We start from the raw sequence: 17,698 nt of genomic DNA on the forward strand, positions 1-17,698 counted from the left end.
CGGACCACCGCAGCCATTAATTGAGGAACCACGACGAAGCACCAGCCAGGTCCGCGAGAGCGGCGCCGGTTTAGGCGCAAAAAAGGGCAACGGACCGGGGCGACATGGCGCGCCCCGGTCCGTTTACGGCACCCGCACGGCCGTACGTCATTCAGATTGACGCGTCCGTATATCGAGACCGGGTCGGCCGAGTTGCCTGCGTGTTAACGCGTTTGATGCCTGTTTGTGGTGTTATTCCGCCCCATCCGCAAGATCGTCCGGGGTCGCTTCGGGGGTTTCCTCCTTCGGTACGACCGTCTTCTCCTCGGCGAAGTGACAGGCCGAGTCGTGCGCGGCGGGCCCGCTCACGAGCCGGAACTCCGCGGGCACCGCGAGCAGCGGCACCTCCAGTGAGCAGCGCTCCTGCGCCTTCCAGCAACGGGTGCGGAAGCGGCACCCGGACGGGATGTTCGTCGGCGACGGCACGTCACCCGCGAGGATGATCCGCTCCCGGTGGTCCCGCGCGTCCGGGTCGGGCACGGGCACCGCGGACAGCAGCGCCTGGGTGTACGGGTGCGTCGGGTGGTCGTAGATCTCCTCGTCCTTGCCGATCTCCACGATCCGGCCGAGGTACATCACCCCGACCCGGTCCGAGATGTGCCGGACGATCGACAGGTCGTGCGCGATGAAGATGTACGACAGGTCGAACTCGTCCTGGAGCCGGTCGAGGAGGTTGATGACCTGGGCCTGCACGGAGACGTCGAGCGCGGAGACGGGTTCGTCGGCGACGATGACCTCGGGGCGCAGCGCCAACCCCCGTGCGATGCCGATGCGTTGGCGCTGGCCGCCGGAGAACTGGTGCGGATACCGGTTGATGTACTCGGGGTTGAGCCCGACCACGTCCAGCAGATCCTGAACCCGCTTGCGCCGGTCGCCCTTCGGCGCCACCTCGGGGTGGATCTCGTACGGCTCCCCGATGATGTCGCCCACCGTCATACGGGGGTTGAGGGAGGTGTACGGGTCCTGGAACACCATCTGGATGTTGCGCCGGGCGGCCTTCAGGGCGCGGCCGGACATCTTGCTGATGTCCTCGCCCTTGAACTTGATCGACCCTTCGGTCGGCCGCTCGAGGTTGACCAGCATCTTGGCGACGGTTGACTTACCGCACCCGGACTCCCCCACGATGCCGAGGGTCTCGCCTCTGTCGAGCGTGAAGTCCACCCCGTCGACGGCCTTGACGGCACCGACCTGTTTCTTGAAGAGGATGCCCTGGGTCAACGGGTAGTGCTTGACGAGCCCGGTCACCTCCAGGATCGACTCAGCCATTGAGGCACTCCCTCCAGAAGTGGCAGGCGCTGCCCCGGTGTTGATCCACCTCGTACAGCTCGGGTTCGTCGGTCCGGCACACGTCCTGGGCCATCGGGCAGCGGGGGTTGAAGGCACAGCCGGGCGGGATGTGCATGAGGTTCGGCGGCAGGCCCTTGATGGCGTAGAGCTCCTGCCCCTTCTGGTCCAGACGCGGGATGGAGTCCAACAGACCGCGCGTGTACGGATGGGCGGGCGCCTTGTAGATGTCGTGGACGGGGGCCGACTCGACGATCCGGCCCGCGTACATCACGGCGATCTTGTCGGCGACGTCCGCGACCACTCCGAGGTCGTGGGTGATGAGGATGAGCCCCATGTGCAGCTCGCGCTGCAACTCGGCCAGCAGGTCCATGACCTGGGCCTGGACGGTGACGTCGAGGGCGGTGGTGGGTTCGTCGGCGATGATGAGCGCCGGCTCCAGCGCGAGCGCCATGGCGATCATGATGCGCTGGCGCATACCGCCGGAGAACTGGTGCGGGTAGTCGCGCACACGCTGCGCCGCTCCCGGGATCCGCACCCGGTCCATCAGCTCGACCGCCTTGGTCCGTGCGTCCTTTCGGGACATTCCCCGGTGCACGATGAACATCTCGCCGAGCTGGTCGCCCACGGAGAGCACGGGGTTGAGCGAGGACAGCGCGTCCTGGAAGATCATCGCCATCTCGGCGCCGCGGACCTTGCGCCGTTCCTCTTCCTTGAACTTCAGCAGGTCCTTGCCCCGGAAGAGGATCTCCCCGCCGGTGATCTTCCCCGGCGGCACATCGAGGATCCCCATCACGGCCTGCGCGGTCACGGACTTCCCGGACCCCGACTCCCCCAGCACGGCCAGGGTCTCCCCTTCGTCCACGCTGTAGTTGACGCCGTTGACGGCCTTGGCGACCCCGTCCCTGGTCCTGAACTCCACGTGCAGGTCCCGCACTTCGAGCAGCATGACGCCGGTCACCTCAGCTTCGGGTCGAGGGCGTCGCGCACCGCGTCGCCGAGCATGATGAACGCGAGGACCGTGATCGCCAGGGCTCCGGCGGGCCAGAGGAGCATGTGCGGGGCGTTGCGGATGTACTGGGAGGCGGCGGAGATGTCGATGCCCCAGCTGACCGTGGGCGGCTTCAGGCCCACGCCGAGGTACGACAGGGTCGCCTCCAGCGAGATGTAGGTGCCGAGCGCGATGGTCGCGACGACGATCACCGGGGCGACCGCGTTCGGGGTGATGTGGCGCAGCAGGAGACGGGAGTTGGAGGCGCCGAGGGCACGCGCGGCCTGGACGTAGTCGTTCTGTTTGGCGGTGATGACCGAGCCGCGGGCGATGCGGGAGATCTGCGGCCAGCCGAGCAGCACCATGAACCCGATGACCGGCCAGACCGTGTTGCTCGTCACCACGGACAGGAGCACCAGGCCGCCGAGGACGACCGGGATCGCGAAGAAGATGTCCGTGAGGCGGGACAGGATCGAGTCCCAGATCCCTCCGAAGAAACCGGCGAGTCCGCCCAGCACCGACCCGAAGATCGCGACCCCCAGCGTGGCGAGCACGCCGACCGTCACCGACGTACGGGTGCCGTAGACCGTGCGCGTGTAGACATCGCAGCCCTGGCCGTCGTAGCCGAAGGGGTGGCCCGGCTGGGAGCCCTCCTGGGCCTTGGCGAGGTCGCACTTGAGGGGGTTGCCCGAGGCGATCAGGGAGGGCCAGAGGGAGATGACCACCAGGAAGAGGATGACGAGCGCGGAGATGATGAAGACCGGGTTGCGACGCAGGTCGCGCCAGGCGTCGGACCAGAGGGAGCGGGGTTTGCCGGCGGGGCCTGTTCCCTCCGGTCCGCCCGGGGTCTTCTCCAAGGTCTCCGCCTCGCTCGTCGCGAGGTCCATCGGGCCGCCCATGCCGGTGCCGGCGATGGCGCGCTCCGGTTCGAACGGCTGCTCAGGCATAGCGGATCCTCGGGTCGAGTACGGCGTAGAGGAGGTCGACGAGAAGATTCGCGACCAGGAAGACCAGGACGAGGACCGTCACGAAGCCGACCACGGTCTGCGTGTTCTGGCGCACGATCCCCTGGTAGAGCTGGAAGCCGACGCCGTGGATGTTGAAGATCCGCTCGGTGACGATCGCGCCGCCCATCAGGGCGCCGATGTCGGTGCCGATGAAGGTGACCACCGGGATGAGGGAATTCCGGAGAAGGTGGCGGACGATCACCCGGCGCCTGGGCAGGCCCTTCGCGACGGCCGTACGGACGTAGTCGGAGCGCCGGTTCTCCGCGATGGACGTCCGGGTCAGCCGGGTCACGTACGCGAGGGAGACCGAGGCCAACACCAGCCCGGGGACGAGCAGTTCGCTGAAGGTCGCCTCCGGTGAGACGGACGGTTTGATCCAGCCCCATTCGACGCCGAGGAGCAGTTGCAGCAGCAAGCCGGTGACGAAGGTCGGGATGGAGATGACGACGAGGGTGAGCAGCAGCACGCCGGTGTCGATCGGGCGGCCCCGCTTGAGGCCGGTGATCACACCGAGCGCGATGCCGACGACGACCTCGATGACGATCGCCACGAGGGTCAGCCGGATGGTGACCGGGAACGCGGTCGACATCAGCTCGGTGACCTTCTGGCCGTTGAACGCCGTCCCGAAGTCACCGGTGAAGACGTTCCCCATGTAGGTCAGGTACTGCTGCCACACGGGCTTGTCGAGGCCGAACTCCCGCTTCAGCTGGGCGGCCGTCGCCGGGTCGCACTGCCGGTCGCCGCACAGGCCCGCGATGGGGTCGCCCATCACGTTCACCATCAGGAAGATCAACAGTGTGGCGCCGATGAAGACCGGGATCATCTGCAGCAGACGCCGGATTACGTACCGTCCCATGAGGGCTCCGGGGATCACGGGGGCGGCCCACGGCGGGCCCGCCCCCTGTACGGCTACGGCTCAGCTGACCTTGATCTCGCTGTAGACGGGGACGCTGAACGGGTTGAGCGCCACGTTGGAGAGCCGGTCGGAGTAGCCCGCGCTGCCGTTCTGGTACCAGAGCGGGATGGCGGCCATGTTGTCCCGTACGACGCCCTCGGCCTGCTGGAAGAGCTTGATCGCCTTGCTCGTGTCCGTCTCCGCGTTGGCCTGGTTCACGAGCTTGTCGAAGTCCTTGTTGGACCACAGGCCGTCGTTGGAGGAGGCCTTGGTGTAGTACAGCGGCTGCAGGAAGTTCTGGATGAGCGGGTAGTCCATCTGCCAGCCGGCGCGGAACGGGCCCGTCATCTTGTGCTGACCGATCTGGTTCCTGAAGTCGGCGAAGGTGCCGACCGGGTTGCCGACGCACGCCTTGTCGTTGCCGAGCGCGTTGTTGATGGAGTTGCACACCGCGTCCACCCACTCCTTGTGCGAGCCCGTGTCCGCGTTGTACGTGATCTTGACCTGGCCGCCGGGAATGCCGCCGCCCTCCTGGACCAGCTTCTTCGCCTCGGTCGGGTTGTACTTGCAGGCGTCCCCGCACAGCCCGTCCTGGAAGCCGCCCGCGGTGCCGAGCACCGGGGAGGTCCAGTCGGTGGCCGGGGTGCGGGTCTTCTGGAAGATCGTGTTGGTGATCTGGTCCCGGTTGATCGCCATGGACAGTCCCTGGCGGACCTTGTCCGAGCCGCTCTTGTTCCAGTTCTTGTCGTAGTACGGGAACGCGAGGGTCTGGATGATGCCGGCGGGCGTGTTGATGTACCGGCCGCCGAGGTCGCTCTTGACGTTCTTGAGCTGCGAGGCCGGGATGTCGTCGACGAGGTCGAGGTTGCCGGCCATCAGGTCGGTGTAGGCGGTGTTGTTGTCGGTGTAGACCTTGAGGGTCACCCCACCGTTCTGCGCCTTGTCCGTCCCGGTGTACCCGTCCCACTTCTTGAGCTGCATCTGCGAGCCCTTGGTGTACGACGAGATGGTGTACGGCCCGTTCCCGACGGGCTTCTTCAGCCAGGCCGCGTGGTCCGAGAAGAACGTCGACGGCAGCGGCGAGTAGGCCGCATACCCGAGGGTGTCGGGGAAGGTCGAGAACTTCTGGGTGAGCTTGATGGTGAAGGTGTCCGTGCCGGTCACCTTGAGCCCGGTGAGCGTGGTGGCGGACTGCGAGCCGCTGTCGGGGTGGACCTTGTCGTAGCCCTCGATGTACCCGAAGAAGTACGCGTTCTTCTGGTTGTTCTTGAGGCTGGCCCCGTAGTTCCACGCGTCGACGAACGACTTCGCGGTGACGGCCTCGCCGTTGCTGAACTTCCAGCCGCTCTTGATCGTCACCGTGAAGTTCTGCGAGTCCGTGGTCTCGATCTTGTCGGCGAGCATGTCCTCGGCCTTGCCGGACTTCGGGTCGTACCGCTTCAGCCCGCGGAAGACCATGTCGAGGACCTTGCCGCCCTGCACCTCGTTGGTGTTGGCCGGCTCCAGCGGGTTCTGCGGGTCACCCCAGGAGGCGCTGAGCACCGCGCTGCCGTCACCGCCGCCGCTGCTGCTGCTTCCGCCGCCCCCACAGGCGGTCGCCGCGAGGGCTACCGCCGCCGCGCAAGCGGCCCATTTGGCGTGCGTGGCTCCACGCATCGAGTGCCTCCTCAGGAAAGCCGATCCATGCCGATCCGTTACCGGTCAATATCGACCGAAAAGGAGCACATCGCCTGCGGGCCCACCCTTTCGGGGGACCCCTGACGTCCGTTCAGAGGATCTTCGGTGTAGCGCACAATGGATCACCACGAAGCGATGCAGAACCGTTGGATTGTGACGCCCCGGTGTACGCATTCCGATACAGAGGCGTCCGCATAACGAACTCATTGCCCGTTTAGTGCAGTTGGCCCGATATAAAGCACGGATCGATCACGGCATGCTACCCGCGTAGCTACGGACTGACCATGAGGAAGTAAAGAAGGTAAAGAGAAACCCAAGTCGGCCCAGATTTTATTGACCTTGCATGAATTGCGTTGAAAAAGTCCGGCGTAGCCCGTAGGGGAGTGCCCTGCGGAGTCTCATCAGACCCCCTTGGGCCAGGAGCAGCATGATCCCCCCAACCTCATCCGCGGTCCCGCTCGAAGTAACCGACGAGAGCCTTGAGAAGTCGATCACTTCTCCCGCCTCGAAGGCCAACGAGAGCCGGTCCCCGGGTCAGCTCGCGTGGCGCCGTTTCAAACGGGACCGTACGGGCGTCATATCGGCGATCATCGTGATCTTCTTCTTCGCGATCGCGCTGGCGGCACCGCTGATATCCAAGCTCTACGGGAAAGATCCGTACACGACGTACGCGAGCCAGGACCCGGGTCTGCTCGACGCCTTCTCGTACCCGGCGGGTCCCAACGGCGGCATGAGCTCGCAGTTCTGGTTCGGCATCGAGCCGCAGCTGGGCCGCGACGTCTTCACCTTCCTGATCTACGGCATCCGGACCTCGCTGGGCATCGCCCTGGCCGCCACCCTGATCACCACCGCCGTCGGCGTCGTGGTCGGCGTGACCGCGGGCTACCTGGGCGGCAAGACGGACTACTTCGTCGGCCGGATCATCGACATCGTGCTGTCGATCCCCTCGACGCTGTTCATCATCGCCTTCATGCCGGTGGTGTTCGGGCTCTTCGTCGCCGCCGACGACAACATCCCGACCTGGCTGCGGGCCACCGCGCTCATCATCATGATGTCCTTCTTCGGCTGGGCGTCGATCGCCCGTCTGCTGCGCGGCCAGGTACTCGGTCTGCGCGAGCGGGAGTTCGTCGAGGCCGCCAAGGTGACCGGGGCGTCACCGGCGCGCATCGTGTTCAAGGAACTGCTGCCCAACCTGTGGACCCCGATCCTCATCCAGTCCACGCTCATGCTCCCGGCCTACGTGACCGCTGAGGCGGGCTTCGCCTTTCTCGGTGTCGGCATGATCGACCCGACCCCCGACTGGGGCGTCATGATCCAGCGGGGCGCCCAGTTCTACACCCAGGACTTCACCTTCATGCTCTTCCCGGGCCTGGCCATGGTGATCTTCGTCCTGGCGTTCAACCTGCTCGGCGACTCGGCGCGCGATGCGCTCGACCCGAAGTCCAAGCGCTGACCCATCTCTCATCTCCGGCCCGGTCAATGTCGTCCGGCTGGTCCCGTCCCACCCGTAAGGCAGGGTTACTGTGTCTTTTTCCCGTAGAAACTTCATGATCGCCACCGGCGTGGTGGCCGCGTCGAGCTCGGTGCTGACCGCCTGTGGCGGCGGCAACTCGACCTCGAACAGCAAGGTCCCCTCCGTCAGCAAGGCCAAGCAGAGCAAGATCGAGGTCGGCACGAAGGCCGACTCGACCGGCCCGGCTCCCGAGGTCGCCGGCGCGGTCAAGGGTGGGACGATCTACGGGCTCGACCAGTTCGACATGGACCACCTGGACCCGGCGCAGATCTACGTCTCCACCGAGATCCTCATCACCACGCCGATCATGCGCGGCCTGACCGGCTACAAGCTGGACTCCAAGGGCGGCGCCACCCTGGTCGGCGACGCGGCCACGGACGCGGGCACGGCCAAGGACGGCGGCAAGACCTGGTCGTTCACCATCAAGGACGGCATCAAGTGGGAGGACGGCTCCGACCTCTCCATGGACGACGTCCGGCACACCTTCGAGCGCCTCTTCGCCTCCTTCGTCACCGAGGGCCCGCGCTACGTCCAGCAGTTCCTGGTGGGCGGCGACAAGTACACCGGCCCCTACGAGGGCAAGAACCTCGACTCCATCGAGATCGACGGCAAGACCATCACCTTCCGCCTCAACGAGGCCCGTGGTGACTTCAACTTCACGCTCGCCGAGCGGGCGTACTCCTTCGTGAAGAAGTCGAAGGACACCAAGGAGAAGTACGACAAGCAGCCGTTCTCCTGCGGCCCGTACAAGATCTCCGCCCGCGACGTCGGCAAGTCCATGACGTACACCCGCAACGAGCACTGGGACGCGGCGACGGACCCGATCCGCAACGCCTACCCGGACAAGTACCTCTTCCAGTTCGGCTTCGAACTGCTGGCCTCGACCGACCGCTACATAGCGGACAAGGGCAACGACCAGTACACGATGTCGATCTTCAACGAGGTCGCCCCCGAGCGGATCGCCACGGTCCTCACCAACGCGAAGCTCAAGCAGCGGGTGCTCACCGCGGTCGACACGGTCACCTACTACTGGCCGATCAACACCACCCGGATCACGGACGTCAAGGTCCGCCAGGCCATCAACTACGCCTGGCCGAACCAGCAGTTGCAGACCATCCGCGGTGGCGCGTCCACCAGCGAGATCGCGACCACGATCTTCAGCCCGGTGACGCCCGGTTACACGGAATTCGACCTGTACGGCAAGACCAAGAAGCCCGGCGGCGACCCGGTCAAGGCCAAGGCCCTCCTCAAGGAGGCCGGCAAGGTCGGGCAGAAGCTGGTCATCGCCTACCAGACGTCGGACAACGCGGTGAAGCAGGCCGTGGCGATCAAGAACGCGCTGGAGGCGGCCGGCTTCACGGTCGTCAACAAGCAGATCGACAAGTCGACCTTCTACACCCAGATCGGCAAGATCGACAACCAGTACGACCTGTTCGCGGCCGGCTGGAGCCCGGACTGGCCGGGCGGTTACTCGGTCTTCTACCCCTGCTGGGACGGGGCCAACATCGGCGACGGCCGCAGCAACTACGCGCAGCTGAAGAACGCGAGCGTCGACAAGGCGATCGCCGCCGCCTCGCAGATCACCGACGCGGACGCGGCCAACAAGGCCTGGGGCGCCATCGACAAGCAGGTCATGGAGCTCGCGGCCTGCGTCCCGGACTACCACGCCATCCGCAACTGGATGCACGGTTCGAAGCTCGGCGGCTTCGTCTACGACGCCGGAAACACCGGCCTCGCGCTCACGAGGCTCTACGCCAAGGCGTAGGCGCCACACGCCACCAGGGGGCGGCCCCACCGGGCCCCCCCCCACCGGCCCCACACCCCTCACGCCCCGGCAACGGCGCCTCGCCCGGAGAGTCCTGACCCCATGTTCCGCTTCCTTGTCCGCCGTACGATCGGCGCGCTGGTCATTCTGCTGATCATCAGCGCCATCACCTTCTGGCTCTTCTACGCCGTCCCGCGTGACCCGGCCATGATGTCCTGCGGCAAGAACTGCACGCCGGCCTCGCTCGCGCAGATCCGGCACAACCTGGGCATCGACCATCCGATCCCGGTGCAGTACTGGTACTGGCTGAAGGGGATCTTCGTCGGGCGGGACTACAGCGGCTTCGGAATGTGCAACGCTCCGTGCCTCGGCTACTCCTTCGCCAACAACGAGCCCGTCTTCGGCACGATCATGGACCGACTGCCGCTGACCCTCTCGCTCGCCTTCGGTTCGGCCGTCATCTTCCTGATCTTCGGTGTGGGCACCGGCATGATCGCCGCGCTCAAGCAGGGCAAGTTCCTGGACAAGCTCGCCACCTCGGCCTCGCTGCTCGGCTCCTCGCTCCAGATCTACTTCGTCGGCTACATCGCGCTGTACTTCCTGGTCTTCAAGACGGGCATCCTCGACCAGCCCTCGTACACGCCGCTGACCGACAACCCCGTGTCGTGGTTCTCCGGCCTGCTGCTGCCGTGGCTGGTGCTGTCGATCATCTTCACCGCCAACTACACCCGTATGGCCCGCTCCCAGCTGGTCGAGCAGCTCAGCGAGGACTACGTCCGGACCGCGCGCGCCAAGGGCCTCTCCCGTGCCAACGTGTTCCTGCGCTTCGCCTGGCGTGGCGCGATGGGTCCGATCGTCACGGTGTTCGGCATCGACCTGGGCACGCTGATCGGCGGCGCGATCATCACCGAGCAGGTCTTCAGCCTCCAGGGCATCGGCCGCCTCGCGGTGATCTCCGTCATCCAGAGCGACCTGCCGATGCTGCTCGGCGTCACCGTGCTGGCGGCCGCCGCGATCGTCTTCTTCAACATCATCGTCGACGCCGCCTACGCCTTCATCGACCCGCGGATCCGGCTCGCCTGACCCTCCGGCCGTACCCCCTACCCCCCGCATCGCCCCCAGGAGCGTCTCCGTGACGAGCACCGATCAGCAGCCCTTCCTCTCCGTCAGGGATCTCAAAGTCCACTTCTCCACCGAGGACGGCATCGTCAAGGCCGTCGACGGGCTCTCCTTCGACCTCGCCAAGGGCAAGACGCTCGGCATCGTCGGCGAGTCGGGCTCCGGCAAGTCCGTCACCAACCTGACGATCCTGGGCCTCCACGACCGCGACCGTACGGCGATCGAGGGCGAGATCCTGCTCGACGGCAAGGAGTTGCTCACCGCGAGCGAGCGGGAACTGGAGCGACTGCGCGGCAACAAGATGTCCATGATCTTCCAGGACGCGCTGGCCTCGCTGTCGCCGTACCACACGGTCGGCAAGCAGATCAGCGAGGTGTACCGCAAGCACACCGGCGCCTCCAAGAAGGAGTCCCGCGCGCGGGCGATCGAGATGCTGAAGCGGGTCGGGATCCCCCAGCCCGAGGTCCGGGTGGACGACTACCCGCACCTGTTCTCGGGCGGTATGCGTCAGCGCGCGATGATCGCCATGGCGCTGGTCTGCGACCCGGAACTGCTGATCGCCGACGAGCCGACGACGGCCCTCGACGTGACGGTCCAGGCCCAGATCATGGACCTGCTGAAGGACCTCCAGCAGGAGTTCGGCACCGCCATCGTGTTCATCACGCACGACCTCGGCGTCATCGCCGACATCGCCGACGACGTCCTCGTGATGTACGGCGGCCGGTGTGTGGAGCGCGGCACCAAGAAGGAGGTGCTGACGGACCCGCAGCACCCCTACACCCTCGGTCTGCTGAGCTCCATGCCGAGCCTCGAAGGACCGGTCGACGTACCGCTGATGCCGATCCCGGGCTCGCCGCCCTCGCTGCTCAATCCGCCGTCCGGCTGCCGCTTCCACCCGCGCTGCACCTTCGCCGAGAAGGTCGAGGGCGGCCTGTGCTCCAGCGAGCGGCCCGTGCTGGAGGTGGTCGACGGCCGGGGCTCCGCCTGCCACCTCACCACCCAGCAGCGCCAGGAACTCTTCGCCGACCTTCTCGCCGTAGCCCAGCACAACTGACGTACTAGAAACGGGACTTCCCATCATGAGCAACGCGAACCCCCTCCTGGACGTCAGCGGGCTGACCAAACACTTCCCGATCAAGGGCGGCTTCCCGATCCGGCGTACGGTCGGTGCCGTGCAGGCCGTCGACGGGCTGGACTTCCAGGTCGGCGAGGGCGAGAGCCTGGGCCTGGTCGGCGAGTCCGGCTGCGGCAAGTCGACGACGGGCCGCCTGATCACCCGGCTCCTGGAGCCGACCGGCGGCAAGATCTCCTACCGCGGCCAGGACATCACCCACGCGGGCCGCAAGCAGTTGGCGCCCATCCGGTCCGAGATCCAGATGATCTTCCAGGACCCGTACGCCTCGCTGAACCCGCGGCAGACGGTCGGCAAGATCGTGGCCGGCCCGATGGAGATCAACGACATCAACCCGGCCGGCGGCCGCGAGGCGCGCGTCCGTGAGCTGCTGGAGATCGTCGGCCTCAACCCCGAGCACTACAACCGCTTCCCGCACGAGTTCTCCGGCGGCCAGCGCCAACGCATCGGTGTCGCCCGCGCGTTGGCCCTCGAACCGAAGCTGATCGTCGCGGACGAACCGGTATCGGCGCTGGACGTCTCGATCCAGGCCCAGGTCGTGAACCTGCTCCAGAAGGTCCAGAAGGAACTCGGCATCGCGTTCGTGTTCATCGCCCACGACCTGGCGATCGTCCGGCACTTCTCACAGCGAGTCGCGGTAATGTACCTCGGCAAGATCGTGGAGATCGCCGACCGCGACGACCTGTACGGCAACCCGCGCCACCCCTATACGCGGGCCCTGTTGTCCGCCGTGCCCGAGGCCACGGTGGACGAGACGCCCGCCCGGGACCGCATCCGGCTGGTCGGTGACGTGCCGTCGCCGATCAACCCGCCCACGGGCTGCCGTTTCCGTACCCGTTGCTGGAAGGCGACGGAGAAGTGCGCGACGGAGGCTCCGCCGCTGGTACAGGTCGAGGGCAACAAGCCGGGCCACCTGACCGCATGCCACTACCCCGAGACGGCGGACACCGTTCCGGCACCCCGTCTCTCCAAGGACCCCGAGGCGGCGGCCTGACACACCCCTTTAGTCAGCCGCCCCCTTCAGGAACGGACTTTCACCGGCCCATTGACCCGAGCCCATGAATGTCCGCTTCCAGGGGACGAAGGCCCGCGCCCACCCAGGCGCGGGCCTTCGTCATGAACGGACGTGCCAGGGTTCGGCGTGACACACTTCCGCGGTGGTTGATCGTTCGTTCGCGGATCCTTCGCTCGCCGCCCTGTACGACACCCTCAACCCGTGGGGGCCCGGCGACGACTTCTGTCTCGGGCTGGTCAGGCGCGCCGACTCCGTGCTCGATGTCGGGTGCGGCACCGGGCGGTTGCTCGGGCGGGCCCGGCAAGAGGGGCATCGGGGACGGCTCATGGGGCTCGATCCCGCCGCGGCAATGCTGGTGCAGGCGCGGGCTCATGAACCTGACGTCGAGTGGGTGCTCGGAGATCTACGCGCACGGGAGTGGCACGGTGAGTTCGAACTCGCCGTCATGACCGGACACGCCTTCCAAGTACTGCTCGGCGACGAGGAGTTGTGCCTCGCCCTACGGGCCGTACGTGCCGCTCTCGTGGCCGGTGGGCGGTTCGTGTTCGAGACGCGGAATCCGGGGGCCCGGGCGTGGGAGACGTGGACGCCGGACCGGGTGCGGGAGATTCCCGACGGGCGTGGTGGGGTCGTACGCGTGTGGCACGAGGTCGAGTCCGTGGCGGCCGGCGAGGGACGCGTGACGTTCACGGAGACCTTCGAAGGCACCCAGTGGGAACGGCCTCAAGTCGACCGAACCACCCTGAGGTTCCTCGACACCGATACCCTCGACGGCTTCCTGAGCGAGGCCGGGTTTGTCGTCGTGGAGCGGTACGGCGACTGGGGGCGGGGGGCGTTGGCGCTGGACAGTCCCGAGATCATTACCGTGGCTGAGACTACGAGCCGGTGTAGCTAGGGCGGCGTTTCGCAGTTGCCGTTGGGCCACTCGCTTCTTGGCCAGTGTCGGGCTTCCACGGCCCGAGTAAAGGGCGCTCCCTGCGGTCGCGTCGGCTGCGCCGATTCCGCTCCGCTCCACCCTTGACACGGTCCGCTCCAGCCCGTTTCAGAAGCGAGCGAGCGGCCCGGAGGAACGGGTGGCCAGGTACATATGCCGTACCTGTACTGCGTTGCGGGCCGGTACGGAGGGACGCGCTGCCGTCTCGCCAGCACGCCGGGTCGGCTCAGCGGCCAACGGTGAGTGGGCGGGGGTGGGTGGATGAGTGGTTGCTGGAGGCTGCAGGTAAAACTAACCACCGTCATGCCCTTTGACTGGTTAGAGATGGCCCCAGCCTCAAGAGGGGGCGGGGCCGAGGGCCAGGGTGGGCCGGGGTGGGGTGGGGTGGGGTGGGGTGGGGTGGGGCTGGAAAGTGTGACACTTCCGCTTCAACTGTCACACTTCTACGGACCAGGTGCCCCGGGAGAGGCGGTTGGCAAGCGGAAGTCACCACCCGCGCCCTCACCCAGGCCATCACCTAGGCCATCGCCCGGGCCGTCGCCCAGAACCGACGGCCGGGAAGCCCCCACCGGCCGACAGCCGCCGAGCCGAACCGGCATACAGCCGAGACGCCAGCACGCCCCCAACCCCGACCTTGACCCCGCCACCTCCGGAAGCCGGGGTCCTTTCTAACCAGCCAAAGGGCATGAAGGTGGTTAGTTTTACCTACAGCCTCCAGCAACCACCCACCCACCCATCGACCCACCCCCGCCCACTCCCCCATCCACCGTTGGCCGCTGAGCCGAGGGGGCGTGCTGGCGAGGCGGCAGCGCGCACCCTCGCACCCTCGCACCCTCGCACCCCACCGGCCGGTAGCCGCTAAGCCCGCCCGGCGTGCTGGCGAGACGCGAACGCGTCCCCTCCGCACCGGCCCGCAACGCAGTACAGGCAAGGGGATTCCTACCTGGGCCACCCATCCCCCTGGGCCGCCCGCTCGCTTCTGAAACGGGATTGCGGGAGACGAGTCAAGGGTGGAGCGCAGCGGAATCGGCGCAGCCGACGCGACCGCAGGGAGCGCCCTTTACTCGGCTCCCGCAATCCCGACACTGACCAAGAAGCGGGCGGCCCAACGTCCACATCACAACCCAGGGCCGCAGCAACTCCCTACTCCTCCAACGACTCCTCCAGCGCAGCCAACGCCGGGTCCAGCACGATGTCCTCGTCCCGCGCCTCGATCGTCGGCTCCTCCGGGAAGTGGCAGGCCGTCAGGTGGGCGGGGCGGTTGCCCTCGATCTGGATCAGTGGCGGTTCCTCGGTCGCGCACTTTTCCTGGGCCTTCCAGCAGCGGGTGCGGAAGCGGCAGCCGGAGGGAGGTGAAATCGGGGAGGGAACGTCGCCGGCGAGGCGGATGCGTTCGCGGCCGGCTGTCTCGTTGTCGCTGAGGTTCACCTCGGGCACCGCGGACAACAGGGCGTGGGTGTACGGGTGCCGGGGGCGGGTGTAGATGGAGTCGCGGTCGCCCACCTCGATGATCTTGCCGAGGTACATGACCGCCACGCGGTGCGAGAAGTGTCGTACGACTGCGAGGTCGTGGGCGATGAACAGGAACGCGATGCCGAGTTCCTTCTGGACCTTCTGGAGCAGGTTCACCACCTGCGCCTGGATCGAGACGTCCAGGGCCGACACTGGTTCGTCCGCGACGATCAGCTTCGGTTCGAGGGCCAACGCGCGGGCGACACCGATGCGTTGGCGCTGGCCGCCGGAGAACTCGTGCGGGAAGCGGTTGTAGTGCTCGGGGTTGAGACCGACGATCTCCAGCAGTTCGCGGACGCGGGCCTCACGGCCGCCCTCCGGCTGGATGTCGTTGATCTCCATCGGGCCCGAGATGATCTTGCCGACCGTCTGCCGCGGGTTCAGCGACGAGTACGGGTCCTGGAAGATCATCTGGATCTCGGAGCGGATCGGGGCCAGTTGTTTGCGGGAGGCGTGGGTGATGTCCTGGCCGCTGTAGGTGATCGTGCCCGCGCTCGGCTCCAGCAGGCGGGTGATCAACCGGCCCGTCGTCGACTTGCCGCAGCCCGACTCGCCGACCAGGCCGAAGCTCTCGCCCACGTGCACGGTCAGGTCGATGCCGTCGACGGCCTGGACGGCGCCGACGGTACGGCGGATCGGGAAGCCGCCCTTCACCGGGAAGTGTTTGGTCAGGCCCTCCACGACCAGCAACGGGTCGCCGGAGGCTTCCGGTACCGCGTCGCGCGGGGCGGGCAGGACGAGGTCCTCTGTCATGACGTCTCCTCCTAGCCCAGTCGGGGCTTGATCTCTTCGATGAAGATGCTGCGCTTCTGGTCCGCCGTGAGGTGGCAGGCCGAGGCGCGGTCGGGGGCGAGCAGCGGGCGTTCGGTGACACAGCGGGTGCCGCCGACCCGGTCCTGGAAGGTACAGCGGGGGTGGAAGCGGCAGCCCGAGGGCGGGTTCAGGAGGGAGGGCGGGGCGCCGGGGATCGGGTCCAGGGGCGCGCTCAGGTCCGAGTCCAGGCGGGGCATGGAGTTCAACAGGCCCCAGGTGTAGGGGTGTTGGGGTGAGCGGAGGACCTCGTTCGTCGAGCCGCGTTCCACCGCGTTGCCCGCGTACATCACCATGATGTCGTCGGCCATGTCGGCGATCACGCCGAGGTCGTGAGTGATGAAGACGATCCCGGAGCCGAACTCCTGCTGGAGGTCCTTCAGGAGGTCGAGGATCTGGGCCTGGACCGTGACGTCGAGGGCCGTTGTCGGCTCGTCGGCGATCAGCAGGTCGGGGTCGCAGACCAGCGCCATCGCGATCATCGCGCGCTGGCGCATACCGCCGGAGAACTGGTGCGGGTAGTCCTTCGCCCGTTCCTTCGGGTTGGGGATACCGACCTTGCCGAGCATCTCCACCGCACGCGCCCACGCGGCCTTCTTCGAGGCGCCCAGGTGCTTCATGTACGGCTCGGCGATCTGGCGACCCACCGTGTAGTACGGGGAGAGGGCGGTCAGCGGGTCCTGGAAGATCATGGCGACCTTGTTGCCGCGCAGCTTCTCCATCTCGGACTCGCGTGCCGTGGTCAACTCCTGGCCGTCCAGGAGGATTTCGCCCTCGACGGTGGTGAACATCGGGTTGTGCAGGCCGAGGATCGTCAGGTTGGTGACCGACTTGCCGGAGCCCGACTCCCCGACGATGCCCAGCGTCTTGCCGCGTTCGACGTCGAAGGAGAGACCGTCGACGGCACGGACGACGCCGTCCTCGGTCTTGAAGCTGACGTGCAGGTCCCGCACCGAGAGAAAGGCACCCGCGTCGGCCGGCGAGGGAGCTCCGGCTTCCTTGGTCAATGTGGTCACGAGTGCTCCTAGGCCAGCCGCACGCGCGGGTCGATGAAGGCGTAGCAGGCGTCGACGATGATGTTGAAGAGAAGGATCATGGTGGCGGAGAACAGCATCACGCCCAGCAGCAGCGGCAGGTCGCTGAAGAAGACGGACTGTACGGCGAGTTGGCCGAGGCCCGGCAGGCTGAACGTGACCTCGGTGATGATCGCGCCGCCGAGCAGTGTGCCCAGGTCGATGCCGAAGATGGTGACGATGGGGATCAGCGAACCGCGCCAGGCGTAGCGGAAGAAGACGTATCTGCGGGACATGCCCTTCGCCTTGGCCGTACGGACGTGTTCCTCCTGGAGCTGTTCGATCATCGCCGAGCGCGCCATACGGGTGTACTGCGCGGCGAAGATCGTGGACAGCACGACCCAGGGGATGATCAGGCCGGTGAACCAGGTGATCGGGTCAGCGGTGAAGCTGTTGTACGCCGGTTTGTCGAAGATGTGGGTCTGGTAGACGAGCAGTGCCAGTGCCAGTGGTCCCAGGAAGTAGATCTGCATCGAACTGAGCACCATCGCCCCGGCCGTGGCCGCCTTGTCGATGACCGTGCCGCGCTTCCAGGCGGCGAGCAGGCCGGTGCCGAGGCCGATGAGCAGGAAGAAGAAGGCTGCGCCGAGGGTGAGCGAGACCGTGATGGGCAGCCGGTCGATCAGCGTGGCCCAGACCTGGTCGTTGGTGTGGTACGAGTACCCGAAGCACGGGGCGGGGCAGGGACCTTGGGCGAAGCCGTTGCTGCCCATGACGAGGTTCTTCAGGAAGATCCCGTACTGCGTGCTGATCGGCTTGTCGAGGCCGAGCACGTGGTGGATGTTCGCGAGGCTGGTCGGGTTGCAGGTCTTGCCGCACATCAGCAGGCCCGGGTCGCGTGGCATCCCGAAGAACAGCAGGAACGTGATGATGCTCAGCAGGAAGAGGATGACGACGGCGCCGAGGAACCGGCGGAAGAGGAAGCGCAGCAT

Annotated in this window: 14 protein-coding genes; 6 read left to right on the plus strand and 8 right to left on the minus strand. The window is 66.7% G+C overall.

Features of this window, described 5'->3' with window-relative positions; translation table 11 throughout:
- Positions 1 to 231: 231 nt before the first annotated feature.
- From OG504_RS19560 to OG504_RS19580, 5 genes are read right to left on the minus strand one after another with little or no spacing between them, the layout of a single operon-like run.
- The gene (locus OG504_RS19560) at positions 232 to 1,305 is read right to left on the minus strand and encodes an ABC transporter ATP-binding protein (protein WP_405990961.1); all 1,074 of its coding nucleotides are present in this window, start codon (positions 1,303 to 1,305) and stop codon (positions 232 to 234) included.
- A complete protein-coding gene (locus OG504_RS19565; protein ID WP_366489662.1) occupies positions 1,298 to 2,272 on the minus strand; it encodes an ABC transporter ATP-binding protein in 975 nt (324 codons plus the stop codon). The genes OG504_RS19560 and OG504_RS19565 overlap by 8 nt, the downstream gene beginning before the upstream one ends.
- Before the next feature lie 8 nt (positions 2,273 to 2,280).
- Positions 2,281 to 3,261: an ABC transporter permease gene (locus OG504_RS19570; protein ID WP_318018654.1), complete on the minus strand. Its 981-nt coding sequence runs from the start codon at positions 3,259 to 3,261 to the stop codon at positions 2,281 to 2,283.
- Positions 3,254 to 4,177 carry an ABC transporter permease gene (locus tag OG504_RS19575; RefSeq protein ID WP_405990962.1) on the minus strand — a complete coding sequence of 308 codons (924 nt, stop codon included), beginning with the start codon at positions 4,175 to 4,177 and terminating at the stop codon, positions 3,254 to 3,256. Before OG504_RS19575 ends, OG504_RS19570 begins: the two co-directional genes overlap by 8 nt.
- 60 nt (positions 4,178 to 4,237) lie before the next feature.
- Positions 4,238 to 5,872, minus strand: coding sequence for an ABC transporter substrate-binding protein (locus OG504_RS19580; RefSeq protein ID WP_405990963.1), 1,635 nt, complete (start codon positions 5,870 to 5,872; stop codon positions 4,238 to 4,240).
- Positions 5,873 to 6,320: 448 nt separating this feature from the next.
- Here OG504_RS19580 and OG504_RS19585 point away from each other — a divergent pair, with 448 nt between their 5' ends.
- The 6 genes from OG504_RS19585 (at position 6,321) to OG504_RS19610 (ending at position 13,332) form a co-directional block, all read left to right on the plus strand.
- Entirely contained in the window at positions 6,321 to 7,346 is a 1,026-nt protein-coding gene (locus OG504_RS19585; protein ID WP_405990964.1) for an ABC transporter permease, read from the plus strand.
- 94 nt (positions 7,347 to 7,440) lie between these two features.
- Positions 7,441 to 9,171, plus strand: coding sequence for an ABC transporter substrate-binding protein (locus OG504_RS19590; RefSeq protein WP_405990965.1), 1,731 nt, complete (start codon positions 7,441 to 7,443; stop codon positions 9,169 to 9,171).
- Positions 9,172 to 9,273: 102 nt separating this feature from the next.
- Positions 9,274 to 10,254: an ABC transporter permease gene (locus OG504_RS19595; RefSeq protein ID WP_405843835.1), complete on the plus strand. Its 981-nt coding sequence runs from the start codon at positions 9,274 to 9,276 to the stop codon at positions 10,252 to 10,254.
- 49 nt (positions 10,255 to 10,303) lie between these two features.
- Positions 10,304 to 11,344, plus strand: a complete 1,041-nt coding sequence (locus OG504_RS19600; protein ID WP_405990966.1) for an ABC transporter ATP-binding protein — start codon at positions 10,304 to 10,306, stop codon at positions 11,342 to 11,344.
- Positions 11,345 to 11,369: 25 nt separating this feature from the next.
- Positions 11,370 to 12,416 (plus strand): ABC transporter ATP-binding protein, encoded by a 1,047-nt coding sequence (locus OG504_RS19605; RefSeq protein ID WP_405990967.1) that lies wholly within the window; start codon positions 11,370 to 11,372, stop codon positions 12,414 to 12,416.
- A 163-nt stretch (positions 12,417 to 12,579) separates the two neighbouring features.
- Entirely contained in the window at positions 12,580 to 13,332 is a 753-nt protein-coding gene (locus tag OG504_RS19610) for a class I SAM-dependent methyltransferase (protein ID WP_405990968.1), read from the plus strand.
- Positions 13,333 to 14,514: 1,182 nt separating this feature from the next.
- On the opposite strand, the gene OG504_RS19615 is transcribed toward OG504_RS19610, so the two are convergent.
- The 3 genes from OG504_RS19615 to OG504_RS19625 are packed head-to-tail and all read right to left on the minus strand — an operon-like array spanning position 14,515 to position 17,698.
- Positions 14,515 to 15,636: an ABC transporter ATP-binding protein gene (locus OG504_RS19615; RefSeq protein WP_405990969.1), complete on the minus strand. Its 1,122-nt coding sequence runs from the start codon at positions 15,634 to 15,636 to the stop codon at positions 14,515 to 14,517.
- A gap of 11 nt (positions 15,637 to 15,647) precedes the next feature.
- Positions 15,648 to 16,709 (minus strand): ABC transporter ATP-binding protein, encoded by a 1,062-nt coding sequence (locus tag OG504_RS19620; RefSeq protein WP_405990970.1) that lies wholly within the window; start codon positions 16,707 to 16,709, stop codon positions 15,648 to 15,650.
- 8 nt (positions 16,710 to 16,717) lie between these two features.
- Positions 16,718 to 17,698 (minus strand): ABC transporter permease, encoded by a 981-nt coding sequence (locus OG504_RS19625; protein ID WP_405990971.1) that lies wholly within the window; start codon positions 17,696 to 17,698, stop codon positions 16,718 to 16,720.

This window comes from Streptomyces sp. NBC_00986 (assembly GCF_045162565.1).
Classification (GTDB): domain Bacteria; phylum Actinomycetota; class Actinomycetes; order Streptomycetales; family Streptomycetaceae; genus Streptomyces.

What these genes read in the sequence shown, in the direction of transcription:
- OG504_RS19595 (WP_405843835.1), top strand. Translation starts at nt 9,274, where the DNA reads ATGTTCCGCTTCCTTGTCCGCCGTACGATCGGCGCGCTGGTCATTCTG.
- OG504_RS19580 (WP_405990963.1), bottom strand. Translation starts at nt 5,872, where the DNA reads ATGCGTGGAGCCACGCACGCCAAATGGGCCGCTTGCGCGGCGGCGGTA.
- OG504_RS19585 (WP_405990964.1), top strand. Translation starts at nt 6,321, where the DNA reads ATGATCCCCCCAACCTCATCCGCGGTCCCGCTCGAAGTAACCGACGAG.
- OG504_RS19565 (WP_366489662.1), bottom strand. Translation starts at nt 2,272, where the DNA reads ATGCTGCTCGAAGTGCGGGACCTGCACGTGGAGTTCAGGACCAGGGAC.
- OG504_RS19625 (WP_405990971.1), bottom strand. Translation starts at nt 17,698, where the DNA reads ATGCTGCGCTTCCTCTTCCGCCGGTTCCTCGGCGCCGTCGTCATCCTC.
- OG504_RS19590 (WP_405990965.1), top strand. Translation starts at nt 7,441, where the DNA reads ATGATCGCCACCGGCGTGGTGGCCGCGTCGAGCTCGGTGCTGACCGCC.
- OG504_RS19575 (WP_405990962.1), bottom strand. Translation starts at nt 4,177, where the DNA reads ATGGGACGGTACGTAATCCGGCGTCTGCTGCAGATGATCCCGGTCTTC.
- OG504_RS19570 (WP_318018654.1), bottom strand. Translation starts at nt 3,261, where the DNA reads ATGCCTGAGCAGCCGTTCGAACCGGAGCGCGCCATCGCCGGCACCGGC.
- OG504_RS19605 (WP_405990967.1), top strand. Translation starts at nt 11,370, where the DNA reads ATGAGCAACGCGAACCCCCTCCTGGACGTCAGCGGGCTGACCAAACAC.
- OG504_RS19560 (WP_405990961.1), bottom strand. Translation starts at nt 1,305, where the DNA reads ATGGCTGAGTCGATCCTGGAGGTGACCGGGCTCGTCAAGCACTACCCG.
- OG504_RS19615 (WP_405990969.1), bottom strand. Translation starts at nt 15,636, where the DNA reads ATGACAGAGGACCTCGTCCTGCCCGCCCCGCGCGACGCGGTACCGGAA.